16 protein-coding genes are annotated in these 20,667 nt (G+C 49.1%); 4 read left to right on the forward strand and 12 right to left on the reverse strand.

The features are described from left to right. Nucleotides 1-2: 2 nt before the first annotated feature. Complete coding sequence (locus BBD42_RS06670) at nt 3-3,392, reverse strand: tubulin-like doman-containing protein (protein ID WP_099517537.1); 3,390 nt, start codon at nt 3,390-3,392, stop codon at nt 3-5. A gap of 1,036 nt (nt 3,393-4,428) precedes the next feature. Beyond that, a complete protein-coding gene (locus BBD42_RS06675) occupies nt 4,429-6,201 on the reverse strand; it encodes a vWA domain-containing protein (RefSeq protein WP_099517538.1) in 1,773 nt (590 codons plus the stop codon). Between the two features lie 273 nt (nt 6,202-6,474). On the opposite strand from BBD42_RS06675, the gene BBD42_RS06680 reads away from it, so the two are divergent. Both BBD42_RS06680 and BBD42_RS06685 read left to right on the forward strand, forming a co-directional pair. Then, the gene (locus BBD42_RS06680; protein ID WP_099517539.1) at nt 6,475-7,401 is read left to right on the forward strand and encodes a zinc ribbon domain-containing protein; all 927 of its coding nucleotides are present in this window, start codon (nt 6,475-6,477) and stop codon (nt 7,399-7,401) included. Nucleotides 7,402-7,714: 313 nt separating this feature from the next. Further along, the gene (locus BBD42_RS06685) at nt 7,715-8,341 is read left to right on the forward strand and encodes a hypothetical protein (protein WP_099517540.1); all 627 of its coding nucleotides are present in this window, start codon (nt 7,715-7,717) and stop codon (nt 8,339-8,341) included. Nucleotides 8,342-8,469: 128 nt separating this feature from the next. Here the strand turns inward: BBD42_RS06685 and BBD42_RS06690 are convergent, their stop codons facing one another. From BBD42_RS06690 to BBD42_RS06705, 4 genes are all read right to left on the reverse strand, one after another. Next, nucleotides 8,470-9,423: an aromatic acid exporter family protein gene (locus tag BBD42_RS06690; protein ID WP_099517541.1), complete on the reverse strand. Its 954-nt coding sequence runs from the start codon at nt 9,421-9,423 to the stop codon at nt 8,470-8,472. A gap of 81 nt (nt 9,424-9,504) precedes the next feature. Further along, the gene (locus BBD42_RS06695; protein ID WP_099517542.1) at nt 9,505-10,338 is read right to left on the reverse strand and encodes a methyl-accepting chemotaxis protein; all 834 of its coding nucleotides are present in this window, start codon (nt 10,336-10,338) and stop codon (nt 9,505-9,507) included. 188 nt (nt 10,339-10,526) lie between these two features. Next, nucleotides 10,527-11,693: a Gfo/Idh/MocA family protein gene (locus tag BBD42_RS06700; protein ID WP_099517543.1), complete on the reverse strand. Its 1,167-nt coding sequence runs from the start codon at nt 11,691-11,693 to the stop codon at nt 10,527-10,529. A gap of 229 nt (nt 11,694-11,922) precedes the next feature. Continuing rightward, on the reverse strand, nt 11,923-12,123 hold the full coding sequence (locus BBD42_RS06705; protein ID WP_046231731.1) for a cold-shock protein: 201 nt from the start codon (nt 12,121-12,123) through the stop codon (nt 11,923-11,925). Between the two features lie 336 nt (nt 12,124-12,459). On the opposite strand from BBD42_RS06705, the gene BBD42_RS06710 reads away from it, so the two are divergent. Together BBD42_RS06710 and BBD42_RS06715 are read left to right on the forward strand one after the other, a co-directional pair. Continuing rightward, complete coding sequence (locus BBD42_RS06710; RefSeq protein ID WP_099517544.1) at nt 12,460-13,137, forward strand: cyclase family protein; 678 nt, start codon at nt 12,460-12,462, stop codon at nt 13,135-13,137. A 931-nt stretch (nt 13,138-14,068) separates the two neighbouring features. Then, nucleotides 14,069-14,725, forward strand: coding sequence for a phosphatase PAP2 family protein (locus BBD42_RS06715; RefSeq protein ID WP_099517545.1), 657 nt, complete (start codon nt 14,069-14,071; stop codon nt 14,723-14,725). A gap of 66 nt (nt 14,726-14,791) precedes the next feature. On the opposite strand, the gene nikE is transcribed toward BBD42_RS06715, so the two are convergent. The 6 genes from nikE to BBD42_RS06745 form a co-directional block, all read right to left on the reverse strand. Then, complete coding sequence (gene nikE / locus BBD42_RS06720) at nt 14,792-15,622, reverse strand: nickel import ATP-binding protein NikE (RefSeq protein WP_099517546.1); 831 nt, start codon at nt 15,620-15,622, stop codon at nt 14,792-14,794. Nucleotides 15,623-15,625: 3 nt separating this feature from the next. Then, nucleotides 15,626-16,459 carry a nickel import ATP-binding protein NikD gene (nikD, locus tag BBD42_RS06725; RefSeq protein ID WP_099517547.1) on the reverse strand — a complete coding sequence of 278 codons (834 nt, stop codon included), beginning with the start codon at nt 16,457-16,459 and terminating at the stop codon, nt 15,626-15,628. 15 nt (nt 16,460-16,474) lie between these two features. Then, nucleotides 16,475-17,308: a nickel ABC transporter permease subunit NikC gene (gene nikC / locus BBD42_RS06730; protein WP_099517548.1), complete on the reverse strand. Its 834-nt coding sequence runs from the start codon at nt 17,306-17,308 to the stop codon at nt 16,475-16,477. Then, entirely contained in the window at nt 17,305-18,249 is a 945-nt protein-coding gene (gene nikB / locus BBD42_RS06735) for a nickel ABC transporter permease subunit NikB (RefSeq protein ID WP_099517549.1), read from the reverse strand. Before nikB ends, nikC begins: the two co-directional genes overlap by 4 nt. A gap of 32 nt (nt 18,250-18,281) precedes the next feature. Beyond that, a complete protein-coding gene (gene nikA / locus BBD42_RS06740) occupies nt 18,282-19,922 on the reverse strand; it encodes a nickel ABC transporter substrate-binding protein (RefSeq protein ID WP_099517550.1) in 1,641 nt (546 codons plus the stop codon). Nucleotides 19,923-20,100: 178 nt separating this feature from the next. Next, entirely contained in the window at nt 20,101-20,571 is a 471-nt protein-coding gene (locus BBD42_RS06745; RefSeq protein ID WP_056032105.1) for a CcdC family protein, read from the reverse strand. Nucleotides 20,572-20,667: the final 96 nt, after the last annotated feature.

Raw genomic sequence — 20,667 nt, forward strand, 5'->3', positions numbered from 1 at the left:
GCCTACTTCAACTTTCTGCGTATGTCGTTTAGTTTGCTCGTCATTTGCTTGTAGAACTGGTACAAATCTTCTCCGTTCGCCAGCTCAATCCGCTCGTACTCCAGGCGGTCACGGGCGTCGAGGAATGCGCTGAACAGCTCATCCAGCTTATGAACGAGCAGCTTCGTATCCTCCGTTGCCGTCAAATCCGTCACCCGGCGCGATGCTTTGCGCAGCAGGGCGGCACGGTTTTTCTCATCCAGCCCCCGGAAGCTCTCGAACACCTCATGCTCCACGAAGCTGCTGCTCTTCATCAGATTGGCGAATGGCGCCCACGCCTCTTCCTCTGGGTCCCGGTCATAGACGTACAGCGCACCCTTCTTCACAATCGTTTCCGTATAAAGCGCCTCAATAAATTGATCCAGCCACTTCTCCTCATCCTGATGCAGGCTTAGCAGCTTCTCAAGCTCAAGAACCTTGTCGCTAATCGCATCATATTTCGCCAGCTCCTCGCGCACACGCGCCAGCAGCTCTGGGGAACGAATAAGGTTTTCCTGCGCCAAATCTTCATTCAGGCTGCCGAAAATATCCTTCACTCCATCCGGTGCCAAGCCTTCAGCCAGCAGGCGGCGAAGCTCAATGACAGCGCGCTTCACTTCGCCAAGATTCGGTTTAGCAGCAGCGGCCTCCATATTGTACGAGCTAAGCAGCGCTTGCAGCTGGAATGGCTGGGTGAACTGCACCGCATAACGACTGCTCATGCTGTTGTCGACGCCCTTCTCGCTAATAATCCGGTAGCCAAGCGCACGCTGGAATTCGGCACGCACGCGGGCATTATAGCCTTTCACCCTCGCATTGCTGTACGTATCGCCCCATGATTTCTCTGGAATTGGCGAAGGCAGATTCGTCCAGTTGACCTTCTCCGTCATCACGAGATGGCGGCCGACGCCTTCTTTATCAAGAATCGTCCGTTCATAGCTTTCCTCATACACCTTGAGCGGCGTATAGACGAACAGCGGCACGCCATTTTTCGTATTCAGCCAGAAAATCCGGTTTTTCACTTCACTCTCTTTAATGGTGAAATGCGATTTTCCTACCGCATTGCTCTGGTAATTGCGAATCCCCTTGAGTATGCTCGGCGCATGCTGCGGCACCGATACGAAGCCCCATGAAGGGAAATGCAAATTGCCTGAGCTATTGCTCAGATTGAACACGGCAACTGCCTCTTCATCCAGCTTTGTCGCAATAAAGCGCTCGACGAACTTCTCAATCGACTCGTCATTTCCATATTTCATCACGAGGAAATCTTCCATCGATCTCGTAATCAAATCGCCGAATTTATCAGTCAGGAAGTCGGAAATGGAATTGACGATATCAATGTCCTTCTCCTTCACCCACTGGTCGGAATGATCAAGCAGCCCCTGCGAGAAGTCGCGAATGAGATCATCGACATCCTTCTTCTCCATAATGCGGGCGATCACATCAGAAATGTCCGGCACGCCGACCAAGTTCCAATAGTAGGTTTTGTTGCCCTTGTGATCGGCTTGCTCGTCGCCATTGATCAGAATATCGCCATTTTTCGCGAAAATGCCGTTCAGTACGTTCAGCACCTCGGTAAATACGCTGTAGAAGCGATTGTTCTCGTTGTTCAGCAGCTGATACAGATCCTCGTAGAACTCGATCATTTGCTCGGTACGCTCTACATCGGCGCGCAGCCAATATTCATTGATTTTAGCTTCGATGTAGCTGTTTTTCTTCTTGTCCTTGGACACGAAGGCGCTCTTCGCATCGCCCATCCGCTCTTCCGCTTGAATGCTGGCCGACTCAATGTCGCGCGGCAGGCGCAGCAGCGTTTCGCGCAGCACTTCAATGTAGGAAAGCAGCATTTTCAGCAGGCAGAAGCCTTTCTCGGTGTGCAGCAGGCGGGATACGTAAAACGGTCCCTGCTCTGGATGCAGGAAGGTACGGCGGATTTGGTCGGTGAACTGGCCGACGATTTCTCCTGGCAGCTGCTTTTTCGCCTTCACATATTCCTCGCGGGCACGCGTAAGGAATGTCTGCTCCAGCTCGGTATCCATGTTGACCACCTGCATTTTCACCACATTGCTGTAGTTCAGGCGCTCACTGTTCTCAAAGCCCGGAAGCGGCTCAGGCACACGCGACTCGAACGTCTTGATCATCGTATCGAGATCAATGCCAAGCTTGCGGGCGAATTTCTCCACATCGTCCTGAGTTGGCGCTTTGTGGAACATTTTATCCATTTTGCTAAACAGGCGATACGCCAAAAAGGTCGTCATTTCCTCAATCGGCAGTACAGCCGACGAAGCGCCAATAATGTTGTAATCGTAGTTCGCCGGATACTGCTTGTTCATTTGCGCAATATTCGTGCGGATGTTGCTGATATAGTCATGAATGGCGAATTCCTCGCCAGACTGCTTATCCTCGCTCGCCATAAAGTTCGTAATATTTTCCGCTGTCACGTTCATGCAGTAGTCATAAGCGTTCTCCAGCAGCTTGCCCTCCGTGTTCGTCGCCGAAATCAGATGGCAAAGGTTAAACGGCGGAAGCGGCGAATTGACGCTGAGAATGCTGCCGTACTGCTGCTTAAAGCGCTCGCCGCGGGCATCAACATTCATCCAGTAGTCGAGCTCTTTAAGCGCGGCATAGCCATTTTTCTTAATATATTCTCTCGTATGCTCGCTTAAGCTTTTGTTCGCGAGATTAATATCCGGCGTAAAAAGGTACCCCAGCGTGTTGACGCGGTCAACGCCCGCCGAGCCATGATCGCGCTCAATAATACCGCGCACAATATACGAAATATCAAGGAAGCAGCCGCTGCCCGTACCACCGGATAGACCGGTAAGCAGGAATACCATCAGCTTTTTGCTTGTGCCGACGGAAAGCGTCTTAATTTTTTTATCGATGCTTTGCACAACCTGGTTGATTTTCGTAAAAAGCAGCAGACGCCCAGCTTGGCGTACGCCTGCCGCGCCGTTCATGCCATCGGTAATGCTCAGCTCTGGCGATAGCCAGTCGGTGATGTACGGCTCCAAAATGCTGCGGTTTTGCAGCAGCCCGCCGACTTCGGCATTGGAAAGCAGCACAAACTCATTGATTGGGTCGAGGCCAATGCCTTTATATTTTTTGTTGCGGTCCTGTTCATTGGTCTCAAAAGCTAGAAATTCGACGTTATTAGGCTTTTCCAGCTTGCGTTTGGACAAAGGATCTTCGGGCAGCTTAAAGCGTCGGTTAATTTGATATTTCAGGCGCAGCAGCGCATCGATGCCGGTGCCGCCGAGTCCAATGATGAGTATAGGATTATCGATCGTATCGACGCGAATTTTCTCACTAACGATACCTCCGCCTAATGAAACGTCTAGCTGCTGGATATGTTCTCTAACAATCGGCTTCATTCGTTCTACCTCCAAATGGTATGAATCATTGCTCTATACTTGTTAGAAGAATGGTGAGAAAGAAGCTGCATTGCATGAAAAGATTGGCTTCCGATCGCCATTACCCTTGAATTTCTCTGAATTAATCCCTTAGGGGGAAATTCAAGGGTAAAAGCATATGCTTACGAAGCTGCTTTCCTACGGAAAGCTTTAAGCGAGCGCTAACGCTTCTACAGTCCAATCTTTTCATTCCATTCCGCTTTTCTCACCATACTTCTAACCCTATATTGCTGCAAAAGTTTATCTACAATAGACGACCGCAAGGCCCCCTACCCCTCGCAAATCCCCTAATATTTTTTCTCCATGCTCCTTATGACAGAGGCCTGCGACTTGCACAAAGAAAGACTTGGCGGACACAGCAGACGCTATTTCAACTGAATTATGGGTTTGGCATAAGCAGCGGACTCAGGAGTCGCTATTGTGCTGCAAATGGCTGTTTTGACGGAATAATGGGTAGGATAACGGCTTTCCAGTCCGCTTGCCCCCTGAAATCGCATTAAAAACCAAAATAGCGGAATCTCAGTCCTTCAAAAAAGGAGTACGTGTCTTGAGCGACACGATCTCGGCTATAATCTCAGCAGGCCGACTCCAGACTGCTTACACTCCCTAGTTCTTGCACTTCATCTTTCATCTTTCATCTTTCATCTTTCATCTTTCATCATTCATCTTGCATCTTTCATCTTGCATCTTGCATCATTCATCTTGCATCTTGCATCATTCATCTTGCATCTTTATATCTTTTAGGTTCACGGGGTGTCCTCCCCCGCTAGAACCCCCATGGTTTTAATGTTCTTTAAAACCCTTGCGGTGAAAGGGGAGCGCAGCGAAGTGAAAGGTTTGAGCTGGAGAAGCGGAGCGTTCGTTTTTGCCCTTGGAATTGTACCGCTGAGCGGTTTATTCAACAATTCCAAGGGCAATGGCGATCGTAAGCCAAACCTTTCACGCCGCGCAGCTCCACTTTTCACCCTCCCATCCGTTTTACGAACCCTAAAACCATCTAAACAATATATTCGATAAAAATCGTCTTATCGATCTGCTGCAAAGGAATCGTCAACCGCTCCCCGCTCTTGACCTCCAGACCGCCGCTGGCATCCACCGCACGCCCGGACTTCTCCACCGTGCACGGCGTGCCATTGCGAAGGACTAGGCGGTCGCTGTTGCCCGGCACGAAGATGAGCTTCTCCGTCTCCTTCAGCTCCGGTGCCAGCTGCAGCAGCTGATGCAGCGAGAATTTGCCCCGGAAGGCGTTCAGCTTCTTATACTGCGGGAACGTCTTGTCGCCCGTATTTTCATCGCGAATCTCGATGACCATCTGGCCGACAAAGCCGCGCCGCGCCTGCTTCAGGTAACGCATGATGAAAAAGGCAGCGGCCAGCAGCGCAATCAGCACAAGCGCTCCAATAATGACCGGAATGAGCGGGAATGGCTTATCGCTTTCCGCCGCAGTCCCAGTGCCTGTGCCCGCCGAAGCGCCGCCTTTAGCACTAATTTTTACGACAGCTGTTTCACGATAGAAGCTTGCCTCTTCCGCGCGAACCTTGAGCTCATAATCATGTTTGTCCGCCACCTTATAAGTGCCTTCGAAATGATCGCCCGCATTGTTCAGCTGAACTTCCTCTGTAGTACCCGTATCCAAATCATTGACGTACAGAACCGCCTTCATGTTGCGGTATTGCTCCTGATCGCTCAGCTTATTCCCTCCGCTTACCAGATAAGCGTTAATCGGGATGCTGTCCCCTTTGCTGTATGACGAGCTTGGCAGCTTATCCATCTCTAGCGCCAAATCATAGTTGAAAATAAGATTGATATCGATTTTGTCGCGATCCGCGCCCTTCACTTGAAGCGTCCAATCACCCTCCTCCGGCTTCAACAGCTTCATTAAGGAGTACGTTTTGGACGTCGAGAGCAGCACCTGATCGCTCGGAATAGCTATTTTGTTGCCGGATGGATCAATCAGCCTCGCCTCTACCTGCTTGGAGGACATAATGGATATATTCGCTTCGAGCACGTTGCTGTTCGGCACTGTGATTTTGACATCCTGAAAGTTGCCATCAGCTGTAAAAGAATCGACAGGCACAACATTCAGCTGCAAATGGCTGGCGAAAATTTCGCTTAGAATTTGCGGCAGGTCAGCCGCTGTATTCGTGGAAAACGACTTGCCGCCCGTTTGCTGCGACACGCTCTCAAGCGCCGCTTTATTCAGCTTGCCATCGGCATTCAGCCCAATCGTATAGACCGGATAACCTTTGCTGGTCGCTTCCTTGAGCGCAGCAGCCATATCTGCATCCGAATCAGCCTGCGTACGGCCCGACTTCGAATTAAAATCATTGTTGCCGTCCGCCAGCACGATGATCAGCGGCTCATGATCGGGGTCGGCCCCGTCATTCAAAATTTGCACCGCCTCTTTCACGCCGACAGCGATGTCGGTATAAGCGCCTCTTTTGAGCTGGTCAATGAATTGCTTGAGGTTCGTTTTATCGGCATCCGAGCTAATTTCGAGCAGTGCCTTCTCCCGCTGAATTTGATCGGTATAAGATACGATGCCCACCTGGTCGCCCTTCTCGGACAGCATGTCGATGAACATCTTCATCGCCTCGTTGCCGATCCCGCCCGGATCGCTCGTGCTCATCGACTGGCTGACATCCAGTACTAGAACGGCGTCGATCTGCGAGCTCTGCGCGGCTGCATGTGCAGGAGCGGGAGCAAACCCGGCTAATGGTAGCAGCGTTATAAGAAATAACATGGTGAGGTAACGATATATTTGAATCATCTTTTGGCTCCTTCTCCACAAATTAAGCATATTGGTCCTTGTTGTCTTAATAATGATATACTGTCAGTATACCTGATAGAATCGCTTAAATCACTTCAAGCATAAGAGAGGACTCGCGCTTATGGTTACATACGTATGTCTGGGAATATTGTTTCTTTTCGTCTTGCTCCGGGGTCTCCACTACTACAACCAGCGTAAAAAAGCACCTACGCCAGAGCAGCTTGATCAGCTTGCCTTAGCTATCTTTAAGAACAGCGATCGGGGGAACTCTTGATGAAAAAGATACCCGTGCAGCTGAATCCCTACATTAAAACACGACAAGCTTATGAAAAGCTTAAAATTTGCCGCAGCTGCGGCCGCTTCACGATACTGGGTGATAAAATATGCCCCTCCTGCGGAAAATCTTCCCTCATTAAATTGGAGAAAAAGGCGTCGTCGCTGCAACGAAGAGGTTTCGTAAAGGAAACTATTCTCATCCTTGCCCTTGTTGCCGCTGGAATATTCTTTTCAGAGTCGACTTTGCAGACGAGTCTTTGCGCCGCTGGCGGCGTTACGGCGCTCATCCTTCTATGGATGCTTCGCCGCAACACCAGCGCGGAACGGCGCAGCTACCAGTTAGGGAAGCTGCTGCAGCGCGAATCGTTTAAGCTCGTTGACGGACTGCGGCTCGACCGCGAAGCCGCAATCGAGGTGTTCCACAACGACGAGAAGCAGCAAGCCTATGAAATGCTGCGCGAGATCGGCACGCTCGTCCGTACGGACCAAATTAAGGTAGAGCAAATTTTGCTGCTGCAATCGTTCGTACTGCGCAATGATATGGATCTGATGCTGGAGCCGCTGCTGCTCGACCATTTCAATCCGGACCTTGTCCAGTATATAGGCGAGCTAACCAAGCTCAAACGGGGACTGCTGAAGGAGAAGGCGTTCCGCTACGCCCTTATTCATGAAGCGCAAATTTTGCGCATGAAGGACGGCGAGCAAATTCTCGTCGGCATTGCCGGAGCAGCCGTGCGCTTGAAGCGCTACGTCATTTTATACCCGCATCTGGTTATGCGCTATGCGCGCAAGCTGCCGAAGGACCGTTTCCTGCGGCTCTACAATGTCATTCGCCATAACCCGCAGCATAACTGGGGAGCGCTTGGCACAGAGGTTTTCGAAATCTATAATGAAAAGTACAAATGGGACACTCAATTTCAATAGAACGGTGCGTTGCAGCTGGACTAAAGCTGGAAAAACTTCCTTTTCTCTATACTACCTATTTTTAGGTGAAAAGAATAGCGCAAACCAAGCTTTTGCTGTCGAAAAACAGCTCTCCTCGTACGTTTGGATGCCCTAATGGCATAGGACTTGCCCAATTGCGGGAGAAAGCGCGCTGGCTCGCGCGACAGGGGCATTTTTCGGCAGTTTCACACTAGTTTTAGCGATTCGACACTACCTTTGTCACCCTAGCAGGGAGTACCTTGTCCACCACGAATACTTTACATCAAAGACGAATGAAACGAGGTGCTCGCTAATGAATCTGTTAAAAACGAAAGATGCTGCCAGACAGCTAGCTGTGAGCGAAACGACGATCAGACGCTGGGTTGCCCTTTTCCCTGCCTCCTTTAGCAAGGATATGTTCGGTCATTATATTTTCGATGAACCCGCTTTAGAGAAGCTGCAAAGCGTAAAGACGAAGCTTGAGGCGGGCGAGCTGCTTCATGAGATGACCTTGCCTGAGCTAGCTCAAACGGTTGAGGTCACGGGGCTGCAGCAAATGGCTGCCGGGGCTGCTGGCGTCGGGGCTGTTGGTGCCGCCATTCCCTTCCCCGCTTTCAGCCCGGAAGAAACGAAGAGCAAAATCGAATCCGCTTGGGATTTCAAAAATCCGCAGGAAGAGCTGGCAGAGCGCCTGGAGCGAATAGAAGGAACGCTGGCGCGCAAAGCGGACGAGGTCATTGGCGTGCAGCTGCTTCATCACCGCGAGGAGCTGGAGGAAATCCGCCAGACGCTCAATCAATTGGCGGCTTCCCTGTCGAGCATGCAGGAGCGTAATAAGCAGCTGTCGTCGCTCGTATCCGTGCAGCCTGCCGCAGGAGGCATGGAGCGCAAGCCGCATAAAAAAAGAGCGCTCTTCCGCCTGCCCTTCTCCTTCTTCTGAAAGCGGCGCCCGTCCGCCAATTCCTAAATTTAAAAAAAGCCAAGCCACCCTCTCCCATTGTCCAGGAAGAGAATAGCTTGGCTTTCATTTTTGTATGGCCTGGCTTTGTATGTGGCCTGACTCTGGGACTACAGCGTATTGACGAATCGCTCCAGCTCATTGGCTACCGCAAACAGGCTGGCCCGATTTTCAAATTCATCCCTCGTCTGCGGCAAAGGCAGCAGCTTATGATATTCGCGAACACCGCGCAGCATTTCATAAAAGTAATCGTAACGGTCTTCTCTCGAAGACTCAGCCTCGCCAACGTAGGCGCTGAGCAGCTCCATACATTCGCCAATCCGTTCGCCTTGCTCCAGCTGCGACGTAATTTGCGAAACAAGCGGCAGCAGACGCTCGAGCAGATCATATTGCTTGCGCTTCTGCTCAAAATATTGACGATAGCTCGGCCCCTTCTTGAGCGGCCTGTAATTTTCCGCATCCAGCTGGGCGATCTGGCTAGCCTTCCGCAGCACCGATTCCAGCTGCAACAGCTCATTGCCGTCCCACAGTGTATACCCCTTCTTCAAATACAAGGCATATTCCTTGAGAATAACGGCAATATAACGCTCTGTCTCCTGCTTGTAGCGGGTCATTTCCTTATCAATACTCGGCATGTAGCTGTTTACCAGCAGCGCAACGCCAAGGCCGATTACGACGACGAACAGCTCATTGAGCAAAAAAGAAACCTCGACCTTGCCATGGACAAATACATGCATCATAATAACCGCACTGCTGGCTATGCCCTCATGAATGCGCAGCTTCACGCAAAACGGAATAAATAGCAGCAGAACGACCAAGAAGGCATACGCATGGTAGCCGAGCAATTGAAACATGAGCATGGAGAAAAGCATGCCCGTCATACAGGCAAGAAAGCGGCTGATGGCCGCTTGATTCGACTGGCGGCGGGACCGCTGAATGCACAGCAGCGTCAAAATGCCCGCTGCCGTAAAGTTTTCCAGCTGCAAATAATGGGCGATTAAGATCGACAGGCTGACGCCAACTGCCGTCTTAATCGTCCGAAAACCGATTTTAATGACTTTCACCTGATTTCATTCCAGTTGTAGTGTATGCTCGAATCATAGCATACATCCGCAAATGTAGTAAAATCGCCCTTTGCTATCGGTTTATTGCTGATACGAGATGACTTTTTTAATAAATCCATGCATTTCCAAGCCCGTTGCGTTCATCTGTTCAATAATCTCCATGAGATTGCTGACCAGCTTCGCTTGCTCTTGGGAAGATGAAGTAATTTCAGCAATTTCCGTCTCCATAAGCTTTATTGACTCCTGCACCAGCTTGAGCGACTGCTCAATTTGGGTAGTCGCCCCTTTCGTATCCACGGACAGCTTGCGAATTTCCGACGCCACTACGCCAAAGCCTGCTCCCGCTTCGCCTACACGCGCTGCTTCAATCGCCGCATTGAGCCCAAGCAAGTTGGTTTGCTCTGAGATTTCGCGGATAAAGCCTGCGACTTTATTGACATCGCGCGACTTTTCGACCGCTTCCTTCGTATTAACTAAAATTTCCTCGGATGTCGAGTTCAGCTGCTCCGAATGGGCAGCCAGATGCTGAACACCATCAAGCAATTTGCCATTAAAATGCTCCGTCTTATCCATGAGCTGTTCAAGCAGCTCTTGATTATCCATTTTGTAGGTGACGCATAAGCAAGCCTGCATTTCGCCCTGTTCATTTTTTATAGGCAGAAATAAGCAATCAAGCGGTACACCCGTTATTTCCTTCGGAATATGGGCTACCGTCTTCTCGTTGCCATTGTTCAAATCCTTATAGTTCTGATTAATCTCCAGCAAAGGGTCACCGGATTTATAGCCAAGCTTGAATGGGTCCTCTGTATCAAAATAAACAAAGGTTTTCTCATCAATGATGGATAATGAAACATTTTCACGAATCATTTGTCGAATGAAAGGCATGGCTTCAATCAGAGCTTGAACGGTAGTCATAGTTTCCCATTTCCCCTTTATTAAAAACGTTATACTATAATATCGACAGCAAGGTTAATTTTATGGAGTGTTAATTCACAATAATTCTAGCGTACTATTTTATGAAGGACTTCTAATTTGAAATAAGGGAAGGCCGAATAAAAAAAAGACATAGCGCTTCACTAAAGAAGCCCATGTCTTTATATTCATTACACTTCCAAAACCTCAACCTTAACCCACTTCTCCGTCGCATGGCTTTTCAAAATAGCATCCGTCGTGCTCATTGAAATATGCCCGTCCAAAAACGTTGCGAAAGTCGGTTCTTCGCCGCTTAGATGCTTGCCGTCGCGAATGTACGCATAGAAATGCTGCATCATGTTCTTGATGGCATCCGGCCAGCCTTCATTATGGCCCCCCGGATGATGAATCGAGGAACGGGCGTCTGCCGCGAAAAGCGCCGGATCAGCCATCAGTACCTCATTCGCCTTGTCCCGGTAGCCAATCCACAGTTTTTCTGCCTCCTCCTGGTTCCAGAAGGTCGATTTCTCCGTGCCATTCAGCTCAAAGCTGAGGCGGTTTTTGCGTCCCGCGCTCACTTGCGAAACCGTGAAGGCCCCCTTCGTTCCGTCGGTAAAACGGAGCAGCACGGTCGCATAGTCTTCCGTATCAATCGCTACATCTTCATATTCCGCGTTATCTCCCTGCTTCTGGTACGTTTCGGAGGCTTGCTTTGCCTTCTTCCGTACCGGATGCACGGTCGAGAAATCAGCGAATACCGCGTCTATCTTTTTCCCTGTGACATATTTAATTAAATCGCACCAATGCGAGCCTATATCCGCAATCGCTCTGGATTTGCCGCCGATCTCCGACGACATCCGCCAGTTATAATCGGTTTCGTACAGCAGCCAATCCTGCAAGTAGCTGCCGTGAACCAAATTGACTTTGCCTAAATCGCCGTCCCTTACCATCGATGCAAGCTGTTGAATGATTGGAAACTGACGATAATTGAAATTAATGCCGTGGACGATGCCTTTTTCCTTCGCGAGCCGCAGCAGCTCTACCGATTCCTCGCTTGAAATGGCCAGCGGTTTTTCCGACAGCACATGCTTGCCCGCTTCAATGGCTTCCTTCGTAATCTGGTAATGCAAATGGTTCGGCGTACAGTTATGAATCGCCTGAATATCGGGATTTTTCAGCATGTCCCGGTAATCGCCATAAGCGAGCGGCACACCCAGCTCCCGTGCCTTTTTGTCCGATGAGCTCTGGTCCGAGCCGGAAACCGCTACTACCTCTACAAAACCAAGCCTTCGGCAGGCCTCAATATGCGCAGGGCCAATAAATCCGGCTCCAATTACGCCTACTTTTATTTTTTCCACTTTCTTCACCAACCCGTTAGTCTAATGGAAGAAGCTTAATTTCTGGTAAGCGCTTTCGCTATCCTAATCATGATTCCCTTTCAGTGTAGCGCTCGCCTCGCCTTTCGTCAACGTGCACCCAGCAGAGCATCTGTACCGATTCATTCCAACAACATAAAAAAACAGCTGCCGGGAAAAATCCCGAACAGCTGTCTTTAATCCCTTGCGGGCATTTAGTCCGTTTTAAAGCCTACAGCTTTACAACGTTCTCGGCTTGCGGTCCACGGTTACCTTGAACCACGTTGAATTCAACTTGTTGACCTTCGTCCAAAGTTTTGAATCCGTCGCCAGTGATTGCACTGAAATGTACGAATACATCGTTTCCGCCTTCAACTTCGATGAAACCAAAGCCTTTTTCAGCGTTAAACCATTTAACTGTTCCTGTTTGCATAAGAGCACCTCCTTCTTTATAAAACATGACCCCTTTATTTTGTTAAAAATAAAAAAATCACATATGGTAGCAGGCTATAACCTCAAAAACCATAACCTTCTATCATATGTGAGTTCAGGTCTAATTTTTATTATCCTTATCATAACACAACTGTTTAGAAAACACCAGCGCAAATGTAAGCGATTAAAATAAAGCGCGGAAACGGCCGCTTTATTCGGCTTTTTCCCGGCTCTCTTGGTCATGAATATGCCGCTTCATCAATAAGATAGTTCCATGCTGTACCAGTCAAACGAGGACTGATTGCTTCCATCAAATAAATAAAGGAGATTAGTAAAAATGAAGCGACTGCTCTTATCCTACCCGCTAAGTGTGCATACTCCTGTGTATAAGGATAATCCCCCTGTTGAGATCGTTCAGCAGTTCAGCATCCAAAAAGGCGATCTGTTTAATCAATTTATGATAAAAACGATTAATCATAGCGGTACCCACATCGACGGCCCCTGGCACTTCAATCCGCAAGGCAAAAAGCTGAGCGAAATTCCAATAGACAATTTTGTGTTTCATCATGTGACTGTCCTCGATATTCCAAAAACCGATGACGAGCTGATTACTAAAGCAGATCTTGAGCCCTTTGCCCATCAGATCGCTGGCACAGACTTGCTGCTCATACGCACAGGGTTCGGAAAAATCCGAGCTTCCGACCCTGCTCGCTACGGCAATCATAATCCGGGCTTCTCAGCTTCTGCTGCTAATTACTTAATGGTATTTGATTCCTTGCGAGCCGTAGGCATGGATTTCATTTCCTCTGCCTCACCGCAGCATATGGATGAAGGCATCGCTTTTCACCAAACCATGCTTGGAAAAGACCGGGTGGATGGACGGTTCATCCTGCTGATCGAGGATATGAACTTAAATCATAACTTGTCCAATGTGAACATCGTTTACGCGGTGCCTTTGTTTATTGAAGGAGTCGACAGCAGTCCTGCTACGGTTTTCGCAGAGAAACGCTATTAAACTCCTTCGTCACGTCCTCTGCAAAGCTGCTGATCGTATCAATAACCAATGAAATTGGGGAGTCTCCTAACGGGTATTCACTCTATATCGGTCCCTTTTGGGAAAATGATTCGTTTTCTCTAATTTTACAAATACATTTAACGATCATATGCGGCCTGGGCTTTAATGACCAGGCCGTGTTTATATTTGCAGACTCGCCATTGGCATGTCTAAAAATACGACAAAAAAAGACCGCTGGACACTGCCCAGCGGTCTTCAGGAACCATATTCCACTTGCCTGCATATCTTTTGATGCATACACGTTTGTTTTCACTAAGCTTAGCTTTTCATCGAATTGAGCTGCGATTCGCCTTGATACAGCTCCTTGAGCATGCTTTGATAAAAGTTGTGCTCTTGCCCGCTCAAGCCTTCCCGGTTATTTTTAAGGATGAATGAGTTCAGGTGTCGTTTCAGAATTTCGTTTCGGCGTCCCAACATCTTCTTGTAAGTCAAGTGAGTAACCTCCATTTTGTTCTCCCAGGCGATTGGGTTTCTTTAAGTATAGCGGACTTTGCCCCTTGTATAAAATCCGGTCAGACCGCCTCAGTCCGGATAATTGGGGCTCAGCCACTCTCTCACAGGCTCATGGGAAGCATCCAGAAACATCCTGCCATATTCTCCCGATAACGTACCAACCCACCTCAAGCAGCCTGCATGGCCTGCCCACGAAAGCTCGACTATGTTTCAGGAGAAATCAGGGAAATCGCATACAATTTGAAATAAGACGCTGGATTGTCTATAGTTAAGGCAGAGAAACTGGCGTAAACGACTTTCGCCGTCCTTTGGCGGCAAAGCTAACGTTTCGCGGTGAAATATGAGCCCATTATAAGTGTGGCACTTATAAAAGCTTATATTTTTAAAAATTGCAAGTACGTTGCGTAAGGAGGCCGTGATGAAGTCGTTTTTGTTACGATGGTGGCATGTATTGGGTGTTTCAACCATTTATATACAAGGGTTGATTTATTTATGGATTGGGAGAAATGCAGGTGCCATTGAAACCGTCCATTATAATTATTATTGGATTGACGTGAAAATCCCTTTCCTCTCCTGGTTCGTCTTTCCTTATATGAGCTGGATGCCTGTCATGTATTTGGCGTTTATCTACTTTGCAATTGTTGACCGCAAAATCTATTGGCGTGTTCTAGCTGCCTACAATATTGCCGTAATGGGCTGCAATGTGATTTTCCTCATGTTCGCTACGTATGTGCCGCGTCCCGACATTGAACCAAGCAATTTGGCTCTGACGCTGGTGCAATTTATTTATAATAATGATGCTCCGCTGAATTGCTTCCCAAGCGTGCATTGCCTCACCAGTTATTTGCTGTTCATTACGATCAACCGCGATCTTAAGCTAAGCAACGTTTCCCGGATCTCTTGGAGCGTGCTCATGTGGCTGATTATAGCCTCTACCGTATTCATTAAGCAGCACTCCCTGCTCGATGTCGTTGGCGGCATTCTCGTCGCCGAGGTTACGTATCAGCTCGTTCGCCTGGCAGCTAACCGCTTCTATGTGCGCAAGAAGCAATACGTCAGCAGCAAGGCGATGTGATAGGGCAGAAGTTAAACAAAGAAGACTCCATAACCACTATAAAAGTGGAGCTGGAGTCTTCTTTTCTTACGATGAAGCCTCTGCAAGGCTATCCAATGACGTTCGCGAACGATATCGGGGATGCTCAGGGAGCATGGCGGCAAGCAGTTTTTTCACGGCCCTGTGAGTGGATGCGAAAACTTGATCCTTATCGTCGCACATCTCGATCACCTGCCCATGCTCCATCACCGCCAGCTTATCCGATATCGAATAGGCCGCTTTAATATCATGCGTAATAAACACATACGAAAGCCCAAAATCCGCCCTCAGCTCGCTTAGCAAACTCAAAATATGCGTTTGATTCACCATATCAAGGCTGCTGACCGATTCGTCCAATACAATGAGCTTTGGCTTTAATGCAATCGCTCTAGCAATATTAATGCGCTGCAGCTGGCCTCCGCTAAATTGATTCGGGTATTTCCGCATATCTTCCGGCTTCAGGCCGACCCGTTCGAGCAGCCCGCCAATCATTCGTTTTTGCTCCTGTACGGACAACCGCTCATAGTTCTCCAATGGCTCGCCAATGATCTGCTCCGCTGTCGCACGCGGGTTGACCGATGAATAGCAGTCCTGAAACACCACTTGCAAATCCCGACGCAATGATCTGCGGGTAGCTGCATCCGCCCGGTAAAGATCATGCCCCTGAAAAAGAATTTGCCCGGCTTGCGGCTTTTCCAATCCGAGAATCACTTTGCCTAATGTGCTTTTTCCCGCACCGCTCGTCCCGAGCAGACCGAGGCATTCGCCTTCCTCCAGAGCAAGAGAGACGCCTGAGAGCACGGGGGCACGCTTAGCAGAACGCCATAGCAGCCTCGTCTCACCATAGGTGTGGGTGACTTCCTTTACCTGCAGCAGCATACGCTACCCCCTGTTTTCAAAATATCCGCTTAGATGGTCAGGCAGCTTTGGTCTGGCATTCAGCAGCTTTTTCGTATACGGATGCTGCGGATGATCAAACAATTGAAACACATCTGCCTTTTCTACGATTCGTCCCTGCTGCATCACCGCAACCTCATCGGCCAATTCAGAGATGACCCCTAAGTCATGGGAAATGAGCAAAATCGACGTGCCATGCTCCACACGAAGGCGATCCAGCTCTCTCAGCACCTGCAATTGGTTCACGACATCCAGCGCCGTAGTCGGTTCATCGGCAATGACGACAGCGGGACGCAGACACATGCATATCGCAATCATAACCCTTTGCAGCATGCCGCCGCTGAGCTGGAAAGGATAAAGTTTCAACAGCTTCGCGGGATCGGGCAAGTTCATCGCCTCCATCGCGGTGACAGCCAGCTCGACAGCTTGTTTTTTCGTAAGGGCGGTATGTGTACGAATCGTTTCAATGAAAGGTACGCCAATCGAATATACCGGCGTAAAAGCATTCATTGGATTTTGCATAATGAAAGAAATTTCTTTGCCGCGTATTTGCCTCATGTCCTCCGCCTTCAGGCCATTCAGCTCGCGGCCATTCAATTGAATGCTGCCTTCGACAGTCGTATGCTTCGGGTCCAGAAGCTGCAGCAGGGAATTGCAGGTAACCGACTTGCCGCTGCCGCTCTCGCCCACAAGGCCAAGCACACGGCCGCGCCCAATATCAAAATGAATATCCTCGATCAGGGAAAGCATCCCTTGCTCCGACTTTACTTTCACATGCAGGCCGCTTACTTGCAGCACCTTGCGAGATTTTTCCAACATGGGCCTCATTCCTATTCACATCCGTCGTTTTACCCCAAATCGCTCCGACAACGCTTCACCTAATATGTTGAACGTTATAACCACGAACAAAATCATCAAGCCTGGATATAACATCAATTCCGGATGGCTGCGAATAAAGGCTTTGCCTTCATGAATCATCGCCCCCCATTCCGGAGTCGGCGGCTGAATGCCGAGGCCTAGAAACGATAATGCCGAAATATCCATAATTGCCCAGCCCATTTCAAGTGTTCCCATGACCAAAATAGGAGGAAGCACATTCGGAATAATATGCCGTCTAATAATTTTCCACTCGGAGGAGCCGCTGATTCGAGCGGCGGTAATAAACTGGCGTTCCTTTAGGCTGATAACCATGCCGCGGAACATGCGGGCGTAATACACCCATTGCACCAGCATGAGCGCCAGCACAACCTGCATCAGCCCCGGTCCAAAAATGCCGACCATGCCTAAAACGAGCACGAGGTTCGGAATTGTCATAACCGCTTCGCAAAAACGCATCAGGCAGGCATCCAGCCAGCCCCCTCTGTACCCAGCAATGGTGCCAATAACTAAGCCGATCCCCAGAGAGGCAATAAAAATCAAGAAAGCCAGACCAAGTGAAATACGGGCGCCATAGAGCAAGCGCGATAAAGTATCGCGCCCTAAATGGTCGGTGCCGAGCCAATGCTCCGCCGAAGGCGGCTGCAGCTTAAGCGCCAAATTGACTTTAATAGGGTCATGTGGCGAAATCCATGGAGCTATAAGGGTCACAATAGCAAAAACGAATAAAATGGCCGTGCATATGGCAATCGCTTTCTGGCCCCTCAGGACGGTGCGTAGTCTCGCAATCACTGGTCGGTTCTTCCTTTCAGGGAAATTCGGGGATCCATATAAAGCTGTACCAAATCAACGATTAAGTTGCAGATAATGAACAAGCAAGCCGCGAGGAACACATAACACTGAATAACCGGGATATCCCGATTGAATATCGCATCGACAAAATATCGGCCGAACCCCGGCCACGAAAATACCTGCTCCACGATAATCGTCCCGGTCAGCAATTTGCCAAAGTTCATGCCAAGGCCTGTAATGACGGGCGAAATGGCGATTTTCAGCACATGCTTGACCATAATAATCCGCTGCTTAATTCCTCGCGTCCTCGCATACAGAACATACGACTCCTGCAGCTGCTCCAGCACACTCGCACGCAGCAGCCGGGTATAGATAGCGATAAGGGCGAGTGACAGGGTCAGCGTCGGAAGCACGAGATTTTCCCACGAGCCCTTGCCTTCCACAGGAAGCAAATCCAGCTTGACGGCGAAAAAGAACATCAATAAATAACCGAGCCAAAACTGCGGAATGGACGCCCCGAAATACGAGAGCCCTCTGCTGAAATGATCAATCGGGCTGTTCTTATAAATGGCCGACAAAAAGCCAAGCGGGATGCTGACGAGCATCGCAAACAAAATGCTGCTGACGGCGAGCTGCACCGTCGCGGGCATTTTCGATACGACGTCCTCCCATACCGGTTCATTCGTCATATACGATGTTCCAAAATCAAGCTGCGCCATCTTGACGACCGTGCGCCCATATTGGACGAGCAGCGGCTGATCCAAGCCAAATTCATGTCTCTTCTCAGCGAGCAGCTCCTCCGTCGGATGAATGTGGGCGGCCGTTAAATAAGCTTCCGCCGGGTCTACAGGCGATACCTGAATCAGTACGAACGTAATAAGAATGGCAAAAAGAATGATGGGGACGATTGCGAGCAATCGCCTCCCGATATAGCTAATCATGGATTGCCTCCCTGCTGGCTGCTTGCTGCTTATTACTGGTTAATGTTTATTCCTTCAAATGGATTTTCGTCCCGATTCGCAGGGAACGCAAAGTCCGTTACCTTGTTTTGAAGCACTACCGTTTTCTTAATATAGGAAATTGGCACAATCGCCGATTGCTCCTGCAGCGTCAGCAAGATGGTGCTGTACAGCTGCTGGCGCTTCGTCTCATCCGTCGAGGCAAGCGCTTCATGGATTTGCTGATCCAGCTCCTGCTTCATTGGCAAGCCGGAGTTGGCTTCGGATACGCCCCAGCCTTTCTCAGCTACAACGTTAATGAAGGAATGCGGATCATACGGCGCGCCATAGTTGTACCAGAAATCAAGGTCAAATTCGCCCGCTTTCCGGCGCTGAATTTGCGTCGTGAGCTCAAGCCCCGTTATGTTCAGCTTCACGCCGATCGCACTCCATTCGGCTTGCATCGTTTCAGCCATCGCTTTTTGAATCGGATCTGTCTTATCGAAAATCAATTCCAGCTCTAATGCCTGTCCATCCTTCTCGCGAACGGCTTTGCCAGAAGGCAGCTTCCAGCCTGCTTCATCCAAGTAAGCAGCCGCTTTATCCGTATTGTATTCGACAGGTTGTACGTCGATATTCGTATAAGGGAAGTTTTTGGACAAAATCGTATCCGCCTTTTCCTCAAGGCCGAGCGTAATGCCTTCAACCATCGCCTGCTTGTTAAAGCCAGCCTGAAGGGCCAGACGCACCCGCAAATCGGAAAGCTTGTCATTCGTTGTATTCAGCAGAAGACTTCTTGTTCCGACCGGCTCGGACAATTGGGTTGCATACTTGCCGGATTCTTTCAAACTATTAAAGGCATCCATGCTGATGACACCTTCTCCATAAATCAAATCGAGCTCGCCTTTTTCAAAAGCCAATACACGGGTTTCCGCGTCAGGAATGATTTTGACGGTGATTTTATCGATTTTTGGACTTTCGCCCCAATAATTCGGGTTGCGCGTAAATACGGCATATTCGTCCTTCTTGTATTCAGCCAGCATCCACGGGCCTGTTCCAACCGGCTCTTTAATTCCTTTAGAAGTGTCTCCATCATCCGGGAAACCGGCTTCACCCAAGAAACGAACGGGGCGAACGAGCGAAAGATCCTGAATAGCCGGATAATACGCCTGCTTCAGCGTCATTTTAAAGGTATATTCGTCTACGACCTCCGTCTTGTCGAGAACGTTGATAACGCCAAGCCAGCTGTGCAGGCTCGGATTTTTCATAACCGCATCAAAATTTTTCTTCACGATCGCGGCATTAAAAGCCGTTCCGTCGGAAAACTTCACATTTTGACGAAGCTTGAATGTATATTCTTTGCCATCCTCCGAAATCGTCCATGATTCAGCCAGCATCGGCTCAAGCTTGCCCCCTGCTTTATAGCTGACCAACGGCTCATAAATCATCGATTGGGCAAATAGCTGCGAAGGATTATATGTGTGTGGGTTCATCGTTCCAATATCACGCGGCCAAGATAACGTAATGGCCTTTTCCGTTACGACTGCTGCGTTTTCAGTAGTTCCACTGCTAGCGCTTGGCGCCGCTTCCTGCTTCGTACATGCCATAAGCACGGTTGATACGAGGAAAATCGTAGCTGCGATAGATAGGAGCGTTTTCTTGGTCGTTCTAATCATGTTGTCGTTGTCTCCGTTTCGATTCAGTAATAATGATTCTCATTAATAATAGTGAAAAGCTTATAGGCTGTCAATGCGCATCATCCTTAATAAAGTGAAAAAAGGCAATCGGGCCTCATTCAAGGTCCAATTGCCTGACTTGTTATTTGCTGCTTGTTTTTGCATTTGCATGGGAAGGCTACGCTGCGAGCCGTTCTCTAGCAAGCTTTCTGAATTTAAGATAAGACATCACGCGCCAAGGAATGATATAGGAAAAGGCGATCACCATAAACAAGGCGGCGAACGTTTCCGGATCGAGCATCGACACATAATTCCGCAGCAGCAGGCGAATGCCCAAAATCGCTAGAAAAGCGACGATGAAGCCCCGATTCTTTTTCGCATAAATTTGCTGATCCTCGCGCACCTCATAATTAGTCGTCCAGATGAGCGGTATCGACAGCGCTAAGCCGATCACGATAGCGAGGAGCCACTCAAGCAGCGGCGCATGGATATGAGGATTGAGGAAAATCATGAAGCCCGGCAGCATGAAAAGAAGGGGAAGCAGCAAACGTATGCCGCTGCCGCGAATCGGACGATAAAAGCTGCGCGTCCTCCTCCATAAAATCAATCCCGCGATTAAAATAATAAATACATACACAGAGCCGTTCATGCTCACACCGCTTTCTTTAAAGGAATAGATCGTTTTAATTATAAACGTTCATCAGCTGAACTTCTATACGCTCCTAAACGCTCATGTTATACTTCA

It is taken from the genome of Paenibacillus sp. BIHB 4019 (assembly GCF_002741035.1).
GTDB lineage: Bacteria > Bacillota > Bacilli > Paenibacillales > Paenibacillaceae > Pristimantibacillus.